The 20,643-nt window shown below is 33.8% G+C and carries 20 protein-coding genes; 10 read left to right on the top strand and 10 right to left on the bottom strand.

What is annotated here, in order from left to right; translation table 11 throughout:
* Positions 1-20: 20 nt before the first annotated feature.
* The 6 genes from dnaN to AS161_RS01140 all read right to left on the bottom strand — a co-directional run bounded on the left by dnaN (position 21) and on the right by AS161_RS01140 (position 4,961).
* Positions 21-1,124: a DNA polymerase III subunit beta gene (gene dnaN, locus AS161_RS01115; RefSeq protein WP_164541479.1), complete on the bottom strand. Its 1,104-nt coding sequence runs from the start codon at positions 1,122-1,124 to the stop codon at positions 21-23.
* A gap of 38 nt (positions 1,125-1,162) precedes the next feature.
* On the bottom strand, positions 1,163-2,287 hold the full coding sequence (locus tag AS161_RS09285; protein ID WP_241241298.1) for an HD-GYP domain-containing protein: 1,125 nt from the start codon (positions 2,285-2,287) through the stop codon (positions 1,163-1,165).
* A 49-nt stretch (positions 2,288-2,336) separates the two neighbouring features.
* Positions 2,337-2,465 (bottom strand): hypothetical protein, encoded by a 129-nt coding sequence (locus AS161_RS09370; RefSeq protein ID WP_277601794.1) that lies wholly within the window; start codon positions 2,463-2,465, stop codon positions 2,337-2,339.
* Between the two features lie 106 nt (positions 2,466-2,571).
* Positions 2,572-3,159, bottom strand: a complete 588-nt coding sequence (locus AS161_RS01130; protein ID WP_164541481.1) for a phosphate propanoyltransferase — start codon at positions 3,157-3,159, stop codon at positions 2,572-2,574.
* Positions 3,160-3,199: 40 nt separating this feature from the next.
* Positions 3,200-4,330, bottom strand: coding sequence for a ribosome biogenesis GTPase YqeH (gene yqeH, locus AS161_RS01135; RefSeq protein ID WP_164541482.1), 1,131 nt, complete (start codon positions 4,328-4,330; stop codon positions 3,200-3,202).
* Between the two features lie 34 nt (positions 4,331-4,364).
* Positions 4,365-4,961: an N-acetyltransferase gene (locus AS161_RS01140; protein ID WP_011994354.1), complete on the bottom strand. Its 597-nt coding sequence runs from the start codon at positions 4,959-4,961 to the stop codon at positions 4,365-4,367.
* Between the two features lie 561 nt (positions 4,962-5,522).
* Between AS161_RS01140 and AS161_RS01145 the strand changes: the two genes are divergently transcribed.
* The 7 genes from AS161_RS01145 to AS161_RS01175 all read left to right on the top strand — a co-directional run bounded on the left by AS161_RS01145 (position 5,523) and on the right by AS161_RS01175 (position 14,266).
* A complete protein-coding gene (locus AS161_RS01145) occupies positions 5,523-6,236 on the top strand; it encodes a hypothetical protein (protein WP_164541483.1) in 714 nt (237 codons plus the stop codon).
* A gap of 643 nt (positions 6,237-6,879) precedes the next feature.
* The gene (locus AS161_RS01150) at positions 6,880-7,860 is read left to right on the top strand and encodes a LacI family DNA-binding transcriptional regulator (protein WP_164541484.1); all 981 of its coding nucleotides are present in this window, start codon (positions 6,880-6,882) and stop codon (positions 7,858-7,860) included.
* Between the two features lie 6 nt (positions 7,861-7,866).
* Positions 7,867-9,087, top strand: coding sequence for an extracellular solute-binding protein (locus AS161_RS01155; RefSeq protein ID WP_164541485.1), 1,221 nt, complete (start codon positions 7,867-7,869; stop codon positions 9,085-9,087).
* Between the two features lie 74 nt (positions 9,088-9,161).
* Entirely contained in the window at positions 9,162-10,340 is a 1,179-nt protein-coding gene (locus tag AS161_RS01160) for a sugar ABC transporter permease (protein WP_241241299.1), read from the top strand.
* 24 nt (positions 10,341-10,364) lie between these two features.
* On the top strand, positions 10,365-11,255 hold the full coding sequence (locus tag AS161_RS01165; protein ID WP_164541486.1) for a carbohydrate ABC transporter permease: 891 nt from the start codon (positions 10,365-10,367) through the stop codon (positions 11,253-11,255).
* A gap of 34 nt (positions 11,256-11,289) precedes the next feature.
* A complete protein-coding gene (gene pgmB / locus AS161_RS01170) occupies positions 11,290-11,940 on the top strand; it encodes a beta-phosphoglucomutase (RefSeq protein WP_164541487.1) in 651 nt (216 codons plus the stop codon).
* 49 nt (positions 11,941-11,989) lie between these two features.
* Positions 11,990-14,266, top strand: coding sequence for a glycoside hydrolase family 65 protein (locus AS161_RS01175; RefSeq protein WP_164541488.1), 2,277 nt, complete (start codon positions 11,990-11,992; stop codon positions 14,264-14,266).
* Positions 14,267-14,335: 69 nt separating this feature from the next.
* On the opposite strand, the gene glpX is transcribed toward AS161_RS01175, so the two are convergent.
* From glpX to AS161_RS01190, 3 genes are all read right to left on the bottom strand, one after another.
* Entirely contained in the window at positions 14,336-15,349 is a 1,014-nt protein-coding gene (glpX, locus tag AS161_RS01180; protein ID WP_206518741.1) for a class II fructose-bisphosphatase, read from the bottom strand.
* Between the two features lie 199 nt (positions 15,350-15,548).
* On the bottom strand, positions 15,549-16,142 hold the full coding sequence (locus tag AS161_RS01185; RefSeq protein ID WP_011994353.1) for a hypothetical protein: 594 nt from the start codon (positions 16,140-16,142) through the stop codon (positions 15,549-15,551).
* A 31-nt stretch (positions 16,143-16,173) separates the two neighbouring features.
* Entirely contained in the window at positions 16,174-16,704 is a 531-nt protein-coding gene (locus tag AS161_RS01190; protein ID WP_164541489.1) for an NlpC/P60 family protein, read from the bottom strand.
* A gap of 159 nt (positions 16,705-16,863) precedes the next feature.
* On the opposite strand from AS161_RS01190, the gene asnS reads away from it, so the two are divergent.
* Entirely contained in the window at positions 16,864-18,162 is a 1,299-nt protein-coding gene (gene asnS, locus AS161_RS01195; RefSeq protein ID WP_164541490.1) for an asparagine--tRNA ligase, read from the top strand.
* Positions 18,163-18,245: 83 nt separating this feature from the next.
* Here asnS and AS161_RS01200 read toward each other — a convergent pair whose 3' ends face one another.
* On the bottom strand, positions 18,246-19,406 hold the full coding sequence (locus AS161_RS01200) for a putative DNA modification/repair radical SAM protein (protein WP_011994350.1): 1,161 nt from the start codon (positions 19,404-19,406) through the stop codon (positions 18,246-18,248).
* Between the two features lie 184 nt (positions 19,407-19,590).
* On the opposite strand from AS161_RS01200, the gene AS161_RS01205 reads away from it, so the two are divergent.
* On the top strand, positions 19,591-19,866 hold the full coding sequence (locus AS161_RS01205; protein ID WP_241241300.1) for a LysO family transporter: 276 nt from the start codon (positions 19,591-19,593) through the stop codon (positions 19,864-19,866).
* Positions 19,863-20,444, top strand: coding sequence for a lysine exporter LysO family protein (locus AS161_RS01210; protein WP_164541492.1), 582 nt, complete (start codon positions 19,863-19,865; stop codon positions 20,442-20,444). The genes AS161_RS01205 and AS161_RS01210 overlap by 4 nt, the downstream gene beginning before the upstream one ends.
* Positions 20,445-20,643 lie beyond the last annotated feature (199 nt).

Raw genomic sequence — 20,643 nt, forward strand, 5'->3', positions numbered from 1 at the left:
CACCTTCTTAAATCAATAGACTATGCTCTTACCGGTAGAACAATGTATATATAACCTCCTACATTCCTTGGATTTATCTGAAGTGGGCTGAGGTTATCAACAAAGTTGAATTCGATTTCTTTTTCGTCGATATGTTTTAATGGTTCGTTGAGAAATTTAGGGTTGAAGTTAACTATAAGATCTTCTCCGTCTTTTGTTATTGGAATACTTTCGACAGCTTCTCCAAAGTCAGAACTTTGACTTGTAAGCTCCATTAGATCATCCGTTATTTTCAATTGAACTTTTTCGTTACCTCTCTTTGATATTACCATCACACGTTTTAGTGCTTCTGAAAAATCATCTAAATTTAAAATCACTCTGGTCTTAAATGCCTTTGGCAATACGCGTTTATAATCTGGGAATGTTTCTTCAACAGTTCTAACAATAATTGTTACATCACCTGCGTTAAACGATACAAGAGAATGATCGTAAGTTATATTTACCACAGGCTCTGTTGTACTGGATAAAAGTTTTTCCAGTTCTTTTATACTTTTGAGAGCGATGATAAAATCAAATTCGTTTTCTAAGTTTAATTTTTGCTCTGCTAAACCTAATCTGTAACCATCACTCGCAACTAACCTCAAAAATCCACCATGGATTTCCCAATACACACCATTCAAAGCTCTCATTGCACTCTCACTTGAAGCGCAAAAACTGACTTTATCTAGCATTTCCTCGAGTATAGAAGTTTCTACAGAAAATTTTACTCCACTTTCATCTGTGTCAACTATAGGAAATCTTTCTATATCTGAAACCGTTGTAATATTATATTTTGCTTTTCCACTTCTAACCAACAATTTCCCATTGCTATATTCGAATATAACCTCATCTTCTGGCAGATTTCGGACAATATCATCAACTAATTCTGCGTCTACTGCAAAAGCATCATTGCCTTCATATTCTCCAACTTGAACCTGAGAAATAACAGAAGTTTGTAAGTCTGTTGCGTATATATTTATATGCCCATTTAATGGTTTAAAAAGTAAACATTGGAGAATAGGATCAACCGTTCGCGAACCGATTGCTGAGGAAGCAATTGAAATTTTCTTTTCAATTTCCGATTTACTGACAGTGAACTTCAACATTACTTGTCCCCCTTTCATTTAAAACTTACAATTTATTGTTATACAATTTCCAAAAATGCTTTTACAATATTTGGATCGAATTGAACCCCAGAATGTTCTATTAATTCTTTTTTTGCTATTTCTTCAGGTAAACCTTTTCTGTAAGGTCTATCACTTCTCATAGCATCCCAAGCATCTACAACGGATATAATTCTGGATATCAATGGTATATCTTCTTTCGAAAGACCTGCGGGGTATCCTTTTCCGTCCCATCTTTCATGATGATGCAAAACATATTTTCCAAGTTCTTTTAATTCATCAGAAGTTGATAAAAAGTCATGACCATAAACTGGATGTTTTTTTATTACTTCAAATTCCTCGATTGTGAGCTTTCCTTCTTTATTTAATATAGAAGATGGTATAACGATTTTTCCAATATCATGAACCAGTGCAGCCCAATATGTTTTCTTTATCATCTCATCGCTTAAACCTAATTTCTCCGCAAGTAAAGAAGCTAAATTAGCAACATTTTTTGAATGACCTTTTGTATAAGGATCGTGGTACTCGAGGATTCTTATCATAGTTATTATCATGTCTTTTTGAAATCTTCCTTGGTTTGAAAGATAAGTATGCGTTGCTATAAACGATGTCATAAACCCACTCAAACTTTTAAGAATTTCTATTTCTTCTGAAACGAAGGGTTTTTCTTTTTCTAAAAGAAGTTTTGCTTTTAATTCTCCACCAATATGTATATCTGATACCAATACTTTGGAATCTGAATTTATTGAATTATCGAAAATATCTGCAAATTTCTTTCTATCTGTTACATAAACCCTTTCTGCAGAGTAAGGGAAATCGGTTTTTTTAACTTTTTTAGAAGAAATTATAGATGGATTGAAAATTTTTCCTTTATATGAAACGATCTTACCATTTTCACCTTGGAATGTAACTAAACAACTGTTTTCTACATCATTGACAAAACTTAGAGATACTTCATGTATGTTTTTGTAGAACAACTCTTCTCTCTGTACAACTATATCTCTAAACTTCGTTGATAAATCTCTGAATTTTTGAAGTTGAGAAGATAGGTATTTTATTTTCTTATTATTCTTTCTCATCCAAAAAAGCAAAAATATGTTTAAAGACGCAGAACTAATTGCAATAGTTGTTAGAAAAATGTCCACTGTTAAACCTCCTGGATGAATTTTTATTTTAAAACAGATGAGAATGGAATTATCCACTACTTGTTACTTTAATGAGTTTTACTTCTTTATCCTTCTTTATAACCCTATCTTCTGTGTAAAGTTCTCCATCTACAACAATTAAGTGTTCTTCTTTATTTAAATTCAGACGTTTCAACAATTCATATCCTCTAAGAGATTCCTCGAATTCATAAACCTTAAACTCATAATACACTTTCAGATAAATCACCTCGAAGGCATAGGCAAATAATTAAACTTAAATATATTTATTCTTCTACGATATAAACGTAATCTCCTGTTTTAAGCATAGCAGCATTCGCTTCATCCGTATCAACATGGAATTCGAGAGCAAACTTTTCACTAACTCTTATAAGCACATCGTCGAATATTAATTTTCTATCGCCCTTTTCGACTATAACCTTAACTATATCCTTATCTTTTACTCCAAACTTTTCCGCATCGTTTGTATGCATATGTATGTGTCTTTTAGCGATTATAACTCCCTTGTTTTTAACAACGGTACCTTTTGGACCAATAATTGTTATTCCAGGGGTGCCTTCTAAATCACCACTATCTCTGACAGGCGGCATTACACCAAGTTTAAAAGCGTCAGTAAGGGAAATTTCAACCTGTGTTTCCTTTCTTTCTGGTCCAAGGACCCTTACACCTTCGATTGTACCTTTCGGTCCGGCGATAATTACTGTTTCTTTACATGCGAATTGTCCTGGTTGACCTAAATCTTTTATTGGTGTGAGTTGGTAATCTTTCCCAAAGAGAATTTCAACATCTTCTCTTGAAAGGTGAACATGTCTGTTGCTTACCCCTGCAACAATGGGCATCTCCTTCTTTTTCATATGATACTCCTCCTCTCTGAAATCTAATGGGATATTAATGTTAACTATTTTTAAATTTTCTTTTCGGTTGTATTAATGAAGGACGTATGTATACTGAAACGTTTTCTGGTAAGTACACATCGAATTGAACTGGCCCACGCTTAATATTTATCCAGCACAATCCGGGGATTGATAATTCAAACCCTTCATTAACTTCTATACTTAAATTTTTAAAATTCAAACCACTTATATCCATCTTTTTGCATGGTGGAACAAGTTCTTTTCCAAAATATTTTGGAAAGTTATCTATGAAATTTTTGTTCTTGGTTTTGTGGAATGATACATTTTCTGGAGCAAATATTTGGAATATAGGTCTCAGATTTTCTTCATTTTTCATTTTGGAACTTATCTTGCACAGACCGCCGATAAAAATAACCTCTCCTGGATAAGGTTTAAATGTTTTTCTGTTAACTTCACCTTTTGCAAGAACTTTTGCTTGGCAATCTGCGTCAAATAAATCTATCATTCTATCATTAACAATTATACCTGGAGTATCGTAAACTTTCAAATTTTTCAGCTTGTGTTTTACTATTCCTATGGTTGTCCCAGGATATGGCGAAACTGTTACCTTCGAATTTGTTAATTTTTTAAGCAAAGAAGATTTTCCAACGTTTGTCACACCTAAAACTAACATTTCACCACGAAGATTTTCAAGGTACTTTTTTAATTTACTAATTCCGAATTCGTTTTTTGTGCTCGTTATAAATATATTATCACCATTTGCGTTATTTATTCTATCTGCTAACCATTTTTTGAGCTGTGCACCGCTAACGGATTTTGGTAATATGTCGAATTTATTTACAACGTAGATTACATTCTTATCTTTAATCATCTCATTAATTTCTGGTCTATAAGTTCCCTCGAAATCAAATATGTCTAAAACATACATAAAACTATTGAATTTTGTAACAGTTTTTCTTAAAAAATCTATTATTTCATCTTCATCAACTTCTCCAACAAGCATACCGTAATGTTTTAATTTAAAGCATCTTTGGCAAAGTATTTCTTTTCCTTCTTTTAAGCGTCTTTCATAAACATCAGCTGGTATAAAACCAGGCTTTCCTGGTTTATCGTGTTGAATTTCTGAACCACATCCTGGACATTTTTCAATCGTTTGAAATGCTTTGCTCATTACAGCACCTCGCAATAATTTTCTTCGGTATTTTTTACGATAATTTCTTTTCCATTCTTACAAAAACAAATTTATTTCCTTTTATATTTATCCTTTTGACACTTTTTCCAACGTAACCGATTCGCTTATATAAATCTATTGCTGCCGTATTTGTATTTTCCACATCTAATGTGATTTTTGAAAACCCATTTTCATGTGCAAGTTTTTCGGCGTAAAGCATCAACTTCTTACCATAACCCATACCGCGATGGTTTTTATCTACAGCTACGTTAGATATGTAAAATTCATTTTTGCTTACTTTGTTTCTCGTCCAAACTAATCTGAAAATTCCTAAACGTTTTATAAGTTCGAACCCCATTAACTGAAATAAAACCGCCGCGGTCTTTAGTGCTCTTTTTCTTATAACCCCTCCAGGATAACAAACTATAACTCCAACAACTTTACTTTCGTCTAATTCAAGAACGTATATGTTATCTAAGTAATACACTGTTCCTGGAGTTTTAATTAATCTTCCAAGTATTAACTTAACGTGTGGTCCAAAAATCAGAGGTAAAAATCGAAACCCGGTCTCCAAAATAAGTGTTGCGACAACATCAGAATCTGAAACATTTGCTTTTCTGATATTTTCCATAAAAATCACTCCCATAAATTATTATAACATAAAATATCAATAAAATATAGAACTTTGGATTAGCATTATATTGTTATTAGCAAAAAATATAGGAAAAAATAAAAAAGTGAAGAGAAAAGAAAGAAAATTTACTTTTTGCTTTTTTTATATTATTTTTTTCGTGCTAGAAATGTTTTTTCAGATTTCTTTTTTCACATTTAGTTATGATATGCTACTAATGTAATTGATTACAAAAAAATTACTTTTTGTTAATTAAAATAACTTGTGGGTATTAAAATATCGCTGAGTTGTGCGGCGATTTCTGTAGAAAATATTCTAAGAGCGACTATTTCATGATTTTCAATGAATCAGAGAGGTTTAAAACAAAGAAAAGAAAAATGATTTATAGCCCAGGATAAGTTTCTATTTTTTTGTTAAATGATAAAGATTGAAAACGATGAAAACTATTTGTAATATTTTTTTATTTGAAATGTTCTCATAATAGATTATGTTTTGTAATAAAATTGTGGTATTATTTTTGTGATTAGATCCTACACTATAAAAAAGGAGGAGGAGTAAATTATGAGGAAAGTGCTTTTTATAGCTCTATCAGTATTGTTAGTGATATTTGTGACAAGCTGTGCGTTGTTCGAAAAACCACCTCTATTGAAAACCATAACAGTTGACGGAGATCTATCTGATTGGGGAGATTATATTTATACCGATCCAAGTGATGATTCAAAACCTTCAGGCAATGAAATATACAAAGCAGGCATAATCTTTGATGAAAAAAATCTTTACATTGCTGGAGAAATTAAAACTGAAGTTGAAGATACAGTACTAGGTCCTATTCCTAAGTTTTTGCCTACGATATTAGTTGACTTATCTGGAACAAATGGCGCAAGTGCACTTAAAGATGAGAATGGAAAGGAAACACTAAAAATTGAAAATGGTAATATTGATTTGGTTTTTTTGTTTGGTTTTTTGTCAGTATATAAAGAAGGGGAATTTGTATTACTTACGGATAATGGTCAGATTGATGGAAAGCCATTATATAAAATTGAAAGTAAAACAACAGATGATGGAAAAACAAGGTTTGAAATTTCAGTACCTTTAGACAAGATAGGTGTAACAGACCCCAATACACTTAAAGCAAGAGCTGTAGTTATTTTGGTTGGTGGCGAGCAAGAACCTATTATTCCAGACTATGCTCCAAACCAAGGTTTCGAAAAAGCTGATGGTAAGTACACCCTTCCAATTACTATAAAGAAAATGATAGAAAATCCAAAGAAATAAGAAATTACTTATAATAATACAATCAAGGGGGCTTTAAGCTCCCTTGATTGCTTAATAAATATTAAGACGGCCGGTTTTCGGCTATTAGATTTTTCTGCTTTTCTACCCGATAATTTATATAACCTTGTTCCGTATCCCTCTCTTTTCCATCTATTTTCACTTCTCTCAGTCTATTCTTTTACTTGTTTAATTTCTTAAATTCTTTTGTTTTCCTATCTATATTATTCTTAAAGCTTTCTTTTATTTCGACTACAACATCTTTCTTCATTATTAAAATTATGTGGAGTATGGTGGGAATTTAATCCGAACTATCTGTGAAGATGAGGTTTGATAACGTGATGATTACTGCTTTAATTCTATTAATTGCATAATTTATTATTAAAAAAATAATTTTGGATTTGTGCTAGATAGTTATTAGTAAAAAATATAGGAAAAAGTAAAAAAAGTGAAGAGAAAAGAAAGAAAATTTACTTTTTGCTTTTTTTATATTATTTTTTTCGTGCTAGAAATGTTTTTTCAGATTTCTTTTTTTAACATTTTGTGTGATATATTACTTATGTAATCGATTACAGTAAACGATTACATTTTATCAAATTAATTAAAAACTATTTATTTACAAAGTTTTTGTGAGGAGGAATAATTTGTGACGATTAAAAAAATTGCTGAACTGTGTGGGGTTTCTGTAGCGACTATTTCGAGGGTTTTTAACGATCCAGAGAAGGTTAAACCTGAAACAAGAGAAAAGGTACTGGAAGTTGTAAAAGCTTACGGTTACACACCTCACGCGGTTGCCAAATCGCTTCGAACACGTAGAACAGGTGTCTTTGCTCTTGCTGTTATGAGCGGTGTTGAAAGGGTCTTTGAGGATTCTTACGCATCAAAGTTTTTGAAAGGAGCGGTTAAGTATTTATCTGAAAAAGGATTGAAGTTAATTGTCGATGTCTTTACTAAAGGTGATGTTGTTGAGTATTATAAAAGTTTGGTGTTTTCTAAAATGGTTGATGGGTTTATTTTAATGGATCTTAAAGACGATGACCCGAGAGTGGAACTTTTAAATAGCATGGAAGTGCCTTTTGTCTGCGTTGGTAGAAATAATAAAAATAACTTCATATTTGTCGATACAGACAATTTTTTAGGTGGTTTTCAAGCTGGCCAACATCTGATGGAGATTGGATGTAAAAAAGTTCTTTTTGTTGGCGGTGATCCTACACTGCCCTTTGAAAAAGAGCGTTACAAGGGATTCTATGAAGCTTTCACTAATGAAAATGTTCGAATAATAAAAGAATATGCTTACTACGATGACGAAAAAGTAAAGGATATAGTTGAAAAACATATAGGTAATTTCGACGGGATTTTTTGTACATCGGATGTTATGGCGTATGCAGCTTTAAGAGTTTGTGAAAAAAATCATATCAATATTCCCATAGTTGGATTCGATAATATCCTCCTTTCAGAGATAGCAGATTTAACAACTGTTGACCAAAACATAGAGCTTGTGGGTGAAAAAGTTGCTAGGAAACTTCACCAACTTTCGTTGGGGAAAAACGTTTCTTCTGAAATTGTTAAAACTAAACTGGTCATAAGAGGGACACAAAGGTTCCTCATTTCAAAAAAAGGAGGTTGAGGGTTTATGAGAAAGTTGATGGTAGTTTTGGTAACGGTGCTTTTGACAGTTGGACTTTTTGCTGCAACGAAGATTACTATTTCGGGATGGCCAGGTAACCCTGTTGAAGAGGGAGCCATTAAGAAAGCTGTAGAGACATTCAACAGCACAATTGGAAAACAAAAGGGAATCGAAGTTGTTTGGGAGCCAATCGCTGGTGATTACAAGCAAGTACTTATGACAAGACTTTCCGGTGGAACAGGTCCTGATATATTCTACGTCGATGTGTACGTATTCGAAGAGCTCGCAAGGGCAAATGTATTACTTCCACTTGATACGTATGTAAAACGTGATAATTTTGATATCAACGACTTTTATTCATCTTTGATTGATGCATTTAAATACCAAAATAGGTTGTACGGTATAGCAAAAGACTTCTCAACTCTCGCAGTTTGGTTTAACAAAGAAATATTCGATAAGTACAAAGTCCCTTATTTAACAAATAATGAAACTTGGGATACTTTCCTCAACAAATTACTACAACTTAAAAAAGCAGGTTACGAAACACCACTCGCGCTTGCACCAGATTTCAATAGAGTTATACCATTTATAATTAGCTTTGGAGGAAGACTTGTAAAACCAGACCTTTCAACAGCCCTTGGTGAACCAAATTCAAGAAAAGGTTTGCAATTCTACATCGACCTTGTAACAAAATACAAAGTTGCAAAAGAACCTTCTGCGCTTGGTTCTGGTTGGCTTGGAGAAGCCATATCGACAGAGAAATGTGCTGTTGTTATGGAAGGACCTTGGACAATCGGGTTCATGAGAGATTCTTTCCCAAATACATTCAAAAAAGTTGCGGTTGTTGAAATGCCAAAAGGTATAAAGAAATCAACAATGATTTACACAGTTGCTTGGTCGATAAATAGAGCAACTCCAAACAAAGATGCAGCATGGGAAGTTCTCAAATTCCTTGTAACAGAAGGTCAGAAAATATTCGTAGAAGGTGCTGGAGTATTGGCATCAAGAAAGTCCTTAGCGGCACAAGATAAAGATCCTATAAAACAAGTTTTCTATAAAGGTGCAGAATACGGAGTTCCTTGGAAAGTATTAACACCAACAGGTCTCTTTGCAACTGCAAATGACCAGATTAATTCACTTCTTAAAGACCTTTTCTACGAAAAAATTAGTTTAGATGAGGCTATAAAGACAATCGAAACAAACTACAACAAGTGGATTGGAAAATAAAAATATTTGAGTGTCTTTGAGTCGGAGGGAGGCACTCGCCTCCCTTTTATTTAAAAATCAATGGGGGTATAACTATGAGACCTGTGAAATATAAGACAAAAGAGAAGATTGTAGGTTATTTATTTTCACTTCCAGTTATATTAACTGTCATAGTTTTTACAATATATCCTATAATTGCTGCCTTTTACTACAGTTTGACTGATTATCAACCACTCGAAGCAAGAAAATATACTTATACTTTCAATCCTTATGAAGCTTTAGAAATACATACGGGTATTCTTAGAGAAGAAGCAAAGAATTACTCAGTTGATGAAATAATGAATTTTTTTGATCCTGTTACATTTGTTGAACTTGATGTTGGTGTGAACTTGAGCGAAGAAGAAAAAGAGGTTATAAAGAAAAATTTTGATTCGCTTAATTTAATTAACGATTTTAGAGAAGGTAAATTACCTAATGAAGTAAAAATATCAGAGTTCTTGAAAAATTATGTCAGAAACGAAGGGAAAAGGTTTACAAGGTATGTGCCTAAATTTGTTGGACTCGAAAATTTCAGGCAAATGTTTAAAGACATGTATTTCTATACCTCCTTTTGGAATGCGGTATTGTATTCTCTTATAGTTGTCCCTATCCAAACATTGCTTGCAATTATTTTAGCTGTTGCAGCGAATTCAAAGATACGTGGAGTAAATATATTTAAATCGATATTTTTCTTGCCTGCGATTACTTCCTCTGCAGCACTTTCTATGATTTTTTGGTTGATTTACTCTAAACCTGGGATATTGAATAAAATGTTACTTAGCCTCTTTGGTTGGGCTGGGTTTGAACCTATAGATTATCTTAACGAGCCGCGCATTGCTCTTTTTGCTATTATGGCTATGAACATATGGTCAACAGCTGGATATTTTATGGTTACATTTTTAGCGGGTTTACAAGATATACCATCGAGTATATACGAGGCTGCAAAAATCGATGGAGCTAACGCGTGGCAAACGTTTTGGAAGATAACGGTTCCTCTTCTTAGGCCTCAGATAGTGTTTGTGTCTATTATGGGAACGATAGGATGTATGCAGGTATTTGACCAGATATACTTCCTTATTAGGAACTTGCGTAACATAACAATATCTTTCTATATATACAAAAACGCGTTTGAGTACGGAAAAATGGGTTATGCAAGTGCTTTAGCTGTTGTTCTTTTCTTTGTCATATTAGTTCTTTCTTTGATACAAAGAAAGGTTATTAGAGAAGAATATTGATACAACGAAAGGTGTGATTTTGCGATGGAAAAAAAGAGGAGTAAAACACCTTTGATAATATCTTATTTGATTTTAATTTCATATGCTATCGCTACACTATTTCCATTTACCTGGGCATTGCTTGTGTCTATGGTTCCTATCACACATGTTGATGAAAATGGAAATGAGAAAGGTGTCAATGTCTTTGAATGGCCACCAAAGATTAAGCTGTTTCCAAAACCGTCAGCTTTTGGTGCGCCTTTAACATTTCAAAATTACAAATTGATATTCGAAGTTGTTCCTCTTTACAAAAGATGGTTATTAAACACTTTGATTTATGCTGGTCTTTTAACGGTTGGGAATATTCTACTTAATTCACTTGGCGGTTATGCATTTGCAAGGCTTAATTTCCCACTAAAAAACCTTTGGTTCACTATGTTTCTTGCAACGATGATGGTACCAGGTCAGGTAACACTGATACCTCAGTACAATTTACTTGTTAGGTATGGTTTGATAAATACATACACCGGCTTGTTTTTGCCCAAGCTAACAAATATATTTGGTTTATTTTTGATGAGACAATTTTTCCTAAACTTTCCGAAAGAACTTGAGGAAGCAGCACGAATAGATGGCTCAGGAATTTTGAGAACATACTTTAAAATTGTCCTTCCAAATGCGCTTCCAGCTATCAGTGCGCTTGCCATATACACTTTCTTAGGAGCTTGGAATGATTTTCAATGGCCTTTGATAATCATGAGCAGAAAAGAGATGTACACGCTTACATTGGGTTTGAATTTCTTTAAAACATCTTATTACACTTACTGGCAATACATGATGGCAGCTTCTATATTTATGACCATTCCAATGCTTATAATATTCCTTTCATTCCAAAGGTATTTTATTGAAACTGGTAAAGCGGTTGCAGTTAAAGGGTAAAGTAAATAATAAGAGAAAAAAAGGAGGTTCTGCAATGGCAAAAGTAAAAGCTTGCATCTTTGATCTTGATGGTGTTATAGTCGATACAGCGAAGTATCACTACCTTGCTTGGAGGAGATTAGCTCATGAGCTTGGGTTTGAGTTCACTGAAAAGGATAACGAACAACTCAAAGGTGTAAGCCGTATGCGCTCCCTTGAGATATTACTCTCTGTTGGTAATATAAAAATAGATGATGAAAAAAAGAAAGAAGAACTTGCCGAAAAGAAAAATAATTGGTACGTTGAGTATATAAGCAAAATGACAGAAGAAGAGATACTACCTGGTGTGAGAGAGTTTTTGAATTTGCTTAAGGACAATGGTATAAAAATAGCTATTGGTTCGGCGAGTAAAAATACTTTGACTATTTTGGAACGCATAGGTTTAAAAGATTTCTTCGACGTTGTAATTGATGGTACAAAAATCTCCAAAGCAAAACCGGATCCTGAGGTATTTCTTAAAGCTGCGCAAGAGTTGAATATACCACCTGAAGAATGCTGTGTTTTTGAGGATGCCATAGCCGGTATAGAAGCTGCGAAAAGGGCTGGGATGAAAGTTATTGGTGTTGGTGACCCTAATATTCTAAAAGAAGCGGATAAAGTTATCCAGACTTTCGAAGGTCAAAATCTCGAATTAATTGATTTTTGAGATTTGAAGAAAAACTTAGAGAAAATTTTCAGAGAGGAGGCATACGAAGGTGTGGGATGTTGTAAGGAATTCCTATTCTCATTCAGACAATTATGTTTATGAAACTCTCTTTACACTTGCCAATGGTTATTTGAGCTTAAGAGGAATAGAGGAATTTTCAAACTATAAGATGAAGGGAACATACATTGCTGGAATATTTGATAAATCTGAAGCCCAAGTTGTAGAACTTGTTAATCTTCCAGACCCGCTTGCGATTAGAATATACGTAGATGGTGTGCCTTTAAACCTTGATAGTGGAAATGTTTTAGATTACCAAAGAAAATTGGATATGAAAAGAGGTCTTCTTATTTCGAATTATACATTCAAAGTTTCAGAAAAAATCATATCAATTGAGTCCAAAAGGTTTGTTAGTAGAGCAAATATTCACAGATTCGGTGTAAAGTATGTTATAACCCCTGTTAATTTTTCTGGAAAGATAATCGTTGAGAATTGTATCGATACAAACACATTTAATGGATTACTTGACCCATTAAACAAAGTTCAGCATTACAAAGTAAAGGAAATTAAAGATATCGAGCCGGGCGTTGGAATAATTGTTAAGACAAACGACAAAGGACATGAAATTGCTTTTGCTACGATTCTTGTAGGTAAAGATTTGAATGGAGAGAATGTTTTGAGATACAGAAAATACAGACAAATCACAACTCACCCCACAGAGATTTATACTATTTTTGTTACCGAAGGTAAAAGTTTTACTTTAGAAAAGTACGGTAGTGTATATACTTCAATGGATACGAAAGATGCATTTAAAGAAGTAAGGTGCGAAGTTGAGAAGTTCATAGTCGAAGGTCTTGAAAATGAAATCACAAAGCATATTAATATAATGGAAGATGTATGGAACAGAATAGATATAGTTATAGAGAACGATGAGCTTGCTCAGCAAGGGATCCGATTTAATTTATTCCATCTTTATTCCTGCGCGCCGGATAACCCAAAAGTAAGCATAGGTGCACGCGGATTGCACGGAGAAGGTTACAAAGGTCACGTGTTTTGGGATACAGAAATATTTATGTTCCCATTCTATCTATACGCATTACCAGAATACGCAAAGAATTTGTTACTCTATAGGTATAACACACTGCCTGGTGCACGTAGAAACGCTCAGATGAATGGATACAAAGGTGCACAATTTCCATGGGAATCTGCGGATGATGGAACGGAAGTAACCCCAAAGTGGGGAGAAGATTATTTAGGAAATCCGGTGAGAATATGGACTGGTGATGAGGAATACCATATAAATGCAGATATTGCGGTTGCTTTGATTCATTATTTTGTAGTTACCGGTGATGAAGAATTCATGAAAGATTACGGAGTTGAGATACTCCTTGAAACCGGAAGATTTTGGGCTTCAAGGGTAGAATACAACGAAAAATATGATAGATATGAAATAAATAGAGTTATTGGCCCAGATGAGTTTCACGAACACGTTAACAACAATGTTTATACGAACTATTTAGCAAAGTGGAATATGTTAAAAGCTGTGGAATTTTACAAGTGGTTAAAAGAAAAAGATATTGTAAAATTTGAAAGGTTAAAAACACACCTTGGTTTGACGGATGAGGAAGTTGAAAGTTGGAAAGGTATAGCGGAAAAGATATACATACCAAGGAAAAAAGGTGAAAAGCTTATAGAACAATTTGAGGGATATTTCGATTTAGAAGAACACGTGATAACGGAATGGGATGAGAATGGGCTTCCAAAATGGCCAAAAACGGTTGATTTAACAAAGCTTGGTGAAACAAAGTTGATAAAGCAACCTGATGTTGTGATGCTTATGCTTGTTTTACCTGAGGAATTTACCCAAGAAGAGATGAAAATCAACTATGAATACTATGAAAAGCGCACAATGCATAAATCATCACTTAGTCCATCTATGTATTCCATAATGGGTTTAAAAGTTGGAGATACGCACAATGCGTATAAATATTTTATGAAAACGGTATTGGTAGACCTTGAAGACAACCAAGGAAACACAAACAACGGTTTTCATGCGGCTTCAGCCGGAGGGGCATGGCAGTGTGTTGTTAACGGTTTTGGTGGAATGACACTTAACAGTGAAGGCATGCTTGAATTCAATCCTTGGTTACCAGAACATTGGAAAAAACTAAAATTCAATATTAATTACAGAAAGAATGCTATTAATATTGAGATAAGAAAAGAAGGAAATGGCATGGTATTGGAAATCAATTCGACAGGGGATTTTGAAGTAATTATACACGGGAAAAAGCAAAAAATAACAGCTGGAAAGAATGTATTTAATATTTAAAAAATAAAGGGACAGATTTAAAAATCTGTCCCTTATTTTTGAATATAACAATTAAAGCGTTTAGTACAATCAGTGTTTTCTCATGCCATTAAGAAATCTTATTTCACCAGCGCTCTTGAGAGGTATCGTTTTGTAATTCATGTTGTGCTGAGCGATAATCCTTCTGATAGTTCTTGTTTTAGATCTCATAACAATAGATTCGGTGATAGCTGTATTTTTATAAAATTTTACACCTTTTAACATGTCTCCATCGGTAACGCCTGTCGCGGCAAAGATAACGTTATCTGATTTTATTAAATCATCTGTTTTGTAGACTTTCTCAAAATCATAACCTTTTTCGATTAATTTTGTTTTTTCATCTTCATCTAAGGGCCAAAGTTTAACTTGAATTTCTCCGCCAAGCGATTTCAAAGCGGCAGCAGCCAATAAAGCTTCTGGTGACCCGCCTATACCAATATAGATATTCACATTGCTTTCTGGTAATGCCGTCGCGATAGCCGCCGCAATATCACCGTCACTTATTAATTTAATCCTTGCGCCGACTCTTCGAATTTCATCAATAATTTCCCTGTGTCTGTCCCTATTTAAAACGACGCAAGTTAATTCAGATATCTCCATTCCAAGTATCGCAGCGGCGACTCTTAAGTTTTCTCTTATCGACGCGTTAATATCGAGTTTACCAGCAAGTTCTGGCCCAACTGCAAGTTTGTAAGAGTAGTATGTTGGTAAGTATTCAATACCTCCCTTTTCAGTTGCAGCAATGACACTTATCGCATTTGGTAGACCATATGCTACAAGTCTTGTGCCGTCTATAGGATCGACTGCTATATCAAGTTCAGGGTCACTTTCTTCCCATCTTCCAACTTGCTCACCTATGTATAGCATAGGCGCTTTATCTTTCTCGCCTTCACCTAAAACAACCGTTCCTCTCATTTCAATATAGTCGAGCATTCCTCTCATCGCGTCTGAAGCTACTTGGTCTACAAGCTCTTTATCGCCTCTTCCAAGGTATTTACTTGCCATTAACGCAGCAGCTTCTGTAACTCTAACAAGCTCTAACGTTATTTCCTTTTCCAAGTTCATCACCCCCCAGCAAAAGTTCATACAAGAATTTTACCACCCATTTACGATTAATAAAAATGTTACAATGTTGAGCATACTTATATAAAATAGAAAAAATGAAAAGCAAATGAAAAGATAGAGGCGTATTAGGAAAGGATTGAAAAATAAGAAAGTTTTCTATACATTTTTTATGTGGTTTTGTGGAAATGTTTTCAACTCGTTACTCTTGTTGTTGAGGATTTCTAAAATCATTTAGAATTTCGATATTCAAATCTACTAAAGTTACTTGGTTTCTATATGCAATCTTAGTAAAATAGTATCCGTCGGAGTTACGCGTGAGAGGGATAGGGGAAGTTATCACACACTCTTGGAATGGTTCGGAAGGAACTACGCAATAAAAAGCGAACATTTGGCTTATCATCCATGCGGTTTTTTTATCATTTACGGTCACAACCTTTACACCACGTCTTTCAAACGAGCGTAATTTTTTTACATCAAAGTTATCAATAAAATCTACCATTTGACCTGATACTTCCATTTCTTTTGAATCTTTATTTAGAAAAATAAAATTTTTGCCCTTTAATTGGATACTATTTTTCTTCAATTCGGCTGATTTCAAGTTTTTACCGATGATTATATCTGCCGATTTTAACTCAGCTCTAAACTCATTTATAAGCCTTTTCAAATCCATACCATCGAAATGTATAATTGCAAGTGTTATAACTTTTCGATGATTCTTCTTTTTGATTATTAAATTAAGGAAATTGATAGCTTTGTCAAATATACGCCTGACATAGTAATATAATTTTTCCATAATTTTATCGCCTTTAATTCCAAATTAGCCTTTATTCAATTGCTACGATAATTCTTCCAAAAGCATATTTCCTTGCATTAATTAAAGAAAGTGGGCGCCTATCGACTTTATTTTGATGGATACCATCTGGCATCTCGGCTGCGTCCCATACCCATATGTTGCCGTATGGGTCAATCATTTCGAATATAACAACGTGGTCGAAAACACTATCTTCGTTCATATCAAAAAATATTAAATCCCCTTTTTTTAGCTCTTTTATGTTTTGGATAGGTTTGGTGTTATATTTGTAAAAGTTATCAGCTGTCACATCGTATACTAGTGTTTGTTTGTATATCATTTTTTTAAAACCAATTTGATTAAGCAGAAATATGATGAGGCCGCTACAGTCTATTCCGGATTCGCTTGTTCCACCCCAGACATATGGAGTACCTTTCAGTTTTGAAAGTATATTGAATATTTGCTCAATTTCAGAATTTGTTAATTCTCTTGTAGTGAAAGAAAATGATGATATAGTAAATATAACTAATAGACTAATAGTCGCTATCACATTAAATCTTCTCATAAAAATTGTTCCTCCTTGATTTTTCGATATTTCAGCATTTAACTAAAAAATATTATATCACAAAAATTTTAAAAACCCTGTGTATTTTGTCATCTGATTATGGTATAATCAATTTAGTTTTTAATTTATAATCCGCGCTGGTTAAGGAGGTTTGATGAGATGAAATGGGTTTACATCAAGGATCTTAAGAATTATATAGGTCAAGATATCGAGCTAAGAGGTTGGGTTAGAAGGAAAAGATCGAGTGGAAAAATTACTTTTGTTGAAATGAGAGATGGAACGGGCTTTGTTCAAGTAGTAATTGAAAAATCAACAGTTGGTGACGAAAATTTTGAGAAAGCAGATAAACTTAGACTAGAATCATCTTTAATTGTTCGTGGTAAGGTAAGAAGTGATGAAAGAGCACCTAATGGTGTTGAGATTCTTGCTAATGAAGTTGTTCCTGTTCAAATACCGACTGAGGATTTCCCAATTCAAAAACCAGATCACAGTATAGAATACTTGATGGAACACAGACACCTATGGCTTAGAGCCAAAAGACAATTCCACATACTGAGAATAAGGGATGCGGTTATAAAAGCTATAAGGAAATTCTATTGGGAAAGGGATTTTGTCCAAGTTGATACGCCTATATTTACAGGCGCGATAGGTGAAACAGCTGGTAATTTGTTTGAAGTAGATTACTTCGATTATGGAAAAGTTTATCTTACACAAACTGGTCAACTTTATCTTGAGGCTGCTTGTATGGCTTTGGGTAAAGTATTCAACCTTGGCCCAACATTCAGGGCAGAAAAGTCCAAAACGCGAAGACATCTTATCGAATTTTGGATGAACGAAGCAGAAGTCGCTTACTATGAACATGAAGATAATGTCAAACTCCAGGAAGATCTTGTTTACTATATAGTCCAGTACGTTCTAAATAATGTATACGACGATTTGGTCGCAATTGGAAGAGATGTATCAAAGCTTGAAAAAGTCCAAAAGCCATTCCCAAGGATGACTTACACGGAAGCTGTTAAATTCCTTCAGAAGCAAGGTTTTGATATAAAATGGGGCGATGATTTTGGAGGAGATGAAGAAACGGTGTTGGCAAAACAATTTGACAGCCCATTATTTGTAACTCATTATCCAAGGCAAGCAAAAGCATTTTATATGCAACCTGATCCTAACAACCCAGAAGTTGTGTTGTGCGATGACTTATTGGCACCGGAAGGCTATGGAGAAATTATAGGCGCATCGCAACGTATACACGATTACGATCTTATGGTTGAAAGACTGAAAGAAAACAATTTGCCTGTTGAAAAATACGACTGGTACTTAGACTTACGAAAGTTCGGAAGTGTTCCTCACAGTGGATTTGGTCTTGGTGTTGAGAGGACAATTGCATGGATTGCTAGTTTAGAACACATAAGAGAAGCCATACCATTTGCAAGAACGTTGTACAGAGTCCATCCTTAATAACTATAAGCCAAATTTTTATTAACCCCGTTTCTAGTAGTAGCGAACTAGAAACGGGTTTTTTTAATATAAATATTAAACAATTACGAATCGTACTCATTTTGAGAAAATTCAAACAAAGGCATATAAGTTTTTAAATCCTTAAATGTTTTACCTTTAACAGTTATAAAGTCTTTAGCTCTTTTTAGCGAAACTCCTATTTTTTCTAGAGCATCAAGGTTAAGTGTTCCGTACTTTCTTAGTTCAATTATTTTTCTGGCAGATTTCAAACCAATCCCTGGAATCCTTATTAATTCATCAAATTTTGCTCTTGATATATCTATTGGAAAGAGCTCTGGATGTTTTAATGCCCAAAGCGTTTTCGGATCAATATTTAAGTCTAGATTTTCCGAATTATCAAAAATTTCTTCTATAGAGTAATTGTAAAATCTTATGAGAAAGTCTGCTTGGTATAGTCTATGTTCTCTTAAGGGATTTTCGCTCTTTTGAGGAAGTCTTTCATCGTTATTTATAGCAACATATCCTGAATAGTATACCCTCTTAAGTTTATACACTTTATAGAGCTTATTTGAAAACTCTATTATTTTTTTATCTGATTCGTTAGTTGCACCAACTATTATTTGTGTTGTTTGTCCGAGAGGAGAATATGGATTTACATGTGGGTGCCTCTTTTTTTCTTCAACGTATTGAAGATATTTAATTGAGGAAATATGTAAAGGCCTTTGTATTTCTTCCGGTTTTTTTTCAGGTGTGAGATTGAAAAACGCCTCTTTTTTCAAAAATTCAACATTTATACTTACCCTGTCTGCAAACATTCCTGCTTTTTCAATCAATTTTTCATCTGCGCCAGGAATTATCTTTAAGTGGATATATCCAGGAAATTTTTCTTCTTCCTTGAGTTTTTTTGCAACTTTAATCATTTGTTCCATAGTGTAATTTGGGTCCCTTATTATTGCCGAACTCAAAAAAAGACCTTCTATATAATTCCTTTTGTAAAGATCTAGAGTTAATTTTACCACCTCATCGACTGTAAACGTTGCTCGTCTTATGTTATTTGATTTTCTGTTTATACAGTACGCACAGTCATATATGCACGCATTTGAAAGTAATATCTTTAGTATGGGAATGTATTTACCGTTTGCTGCGCTGTAATATACAAAATTTTTTCTTCTTTCCCCAAAAGAGCATGAAACATCATATTTTGCAGCAGCAGAAAGAATACTCAATTTTTCTTCAAGCGTCATACCAACCCCTCCAAGTATACTTTTGTATATATTATATCATGAAAAAATATATTTTCAAAACAGTTCAAAAATGATAAAATTTAATTAGTTTTGTACAATAACTGAAACTGGCAAAATTTGGGAAAAAATTGACTATCCAGAATAGTTACAAGCGCTCAAAAAATAACTGAAAAAGGTGAGAAAAATGATATGGTATGTTTTGATAGTATTCTTTGCAGGTTTCTTTATAGGGAAATTCATCAAAACTGAATGGATAAGCAAATTCAAAGTCGTTATAATTTTGACTATGCTTTTGTTGTTCTCATTAGGTCTTGAGATAGGTGCTAATGATGAGCTTTTCAAAAAGATTGATAAGATATTCCTTTACGCGTTACTTATAGCTTTATTTGGAAGTATCGGGAGCTTTTTATTTGGTTACATTTCCGAAAAACTTTTTGAAAAGGCGGGTTGGAAAAAATGAGTGCTTTATTCCTAATTTTATCAGTTATATCAGGTCTTTTTATAGGAAGACTGGCCCATTTCGAATTGCACGGTAAAGCGGTTGAAATAATTCTTTATGCGCTTGTTTTTTTAGTTGGTCTTGATTTAAGTAAAGAAAAGATAGAGAAGAGATTTTTAAAAGGTATACTCATGACAATAATTTCGACAATAGTGGGGACTCTAATATTCGCATTTATACTTTCGCTATTTTTACCACTGAAAAAGCTTGAAACACTTCTTGCGGCATCTGGCTTTGGTTGGTATAGCTTATCAGCGGTTATAATTACCAGTACATACAGTGCGTATATTGGGAGCATTTCTTTCTTTGCGAATGTACTTAGGGAATTGATAGCTATAATCATTTCGCCGTTTGCTTTGAAAAAAAGCAGATATGGTACTATATCCGTTGCTGGTGCTACATCAATGGATACCTTATTAGGAATTATTTCTATGTATAGCGATAGAGAAACAGCACTTATTTCGTTTGGCCATGGGTTTGTAGTTTCAATTTTAGTACCCGTATTCGTTAATCTTTTTCTGAAACTTTTAGGTGTGTAAAATTTTATTTTTCGTTTATTCATAAGCTTCAAAGCACAATTAAACGCCTGAGTAATAGGAAGGATGATGTAATTTGTAACAGACAAAGGTAGATAGTTGTTACGCGAGAAGGCTTTACAGTTAACAAAAGATGGTGTAGAATGAAACTCGCGCTGCGAAAAAGCAAAGCGCAAGAGGAAGAAAAACAAAAAAATAAAAA

The sequence above is a fragment of the Fervidobacterium sp. 2310opik-2 genome, assembly GCF_011057735.1.
GTDB lineage: Bacteria > Thermotogota > Thermotogae > Thermotogales > Fervidobacteriaceae > Fervidobacterium > Fervidobacterium nodosum.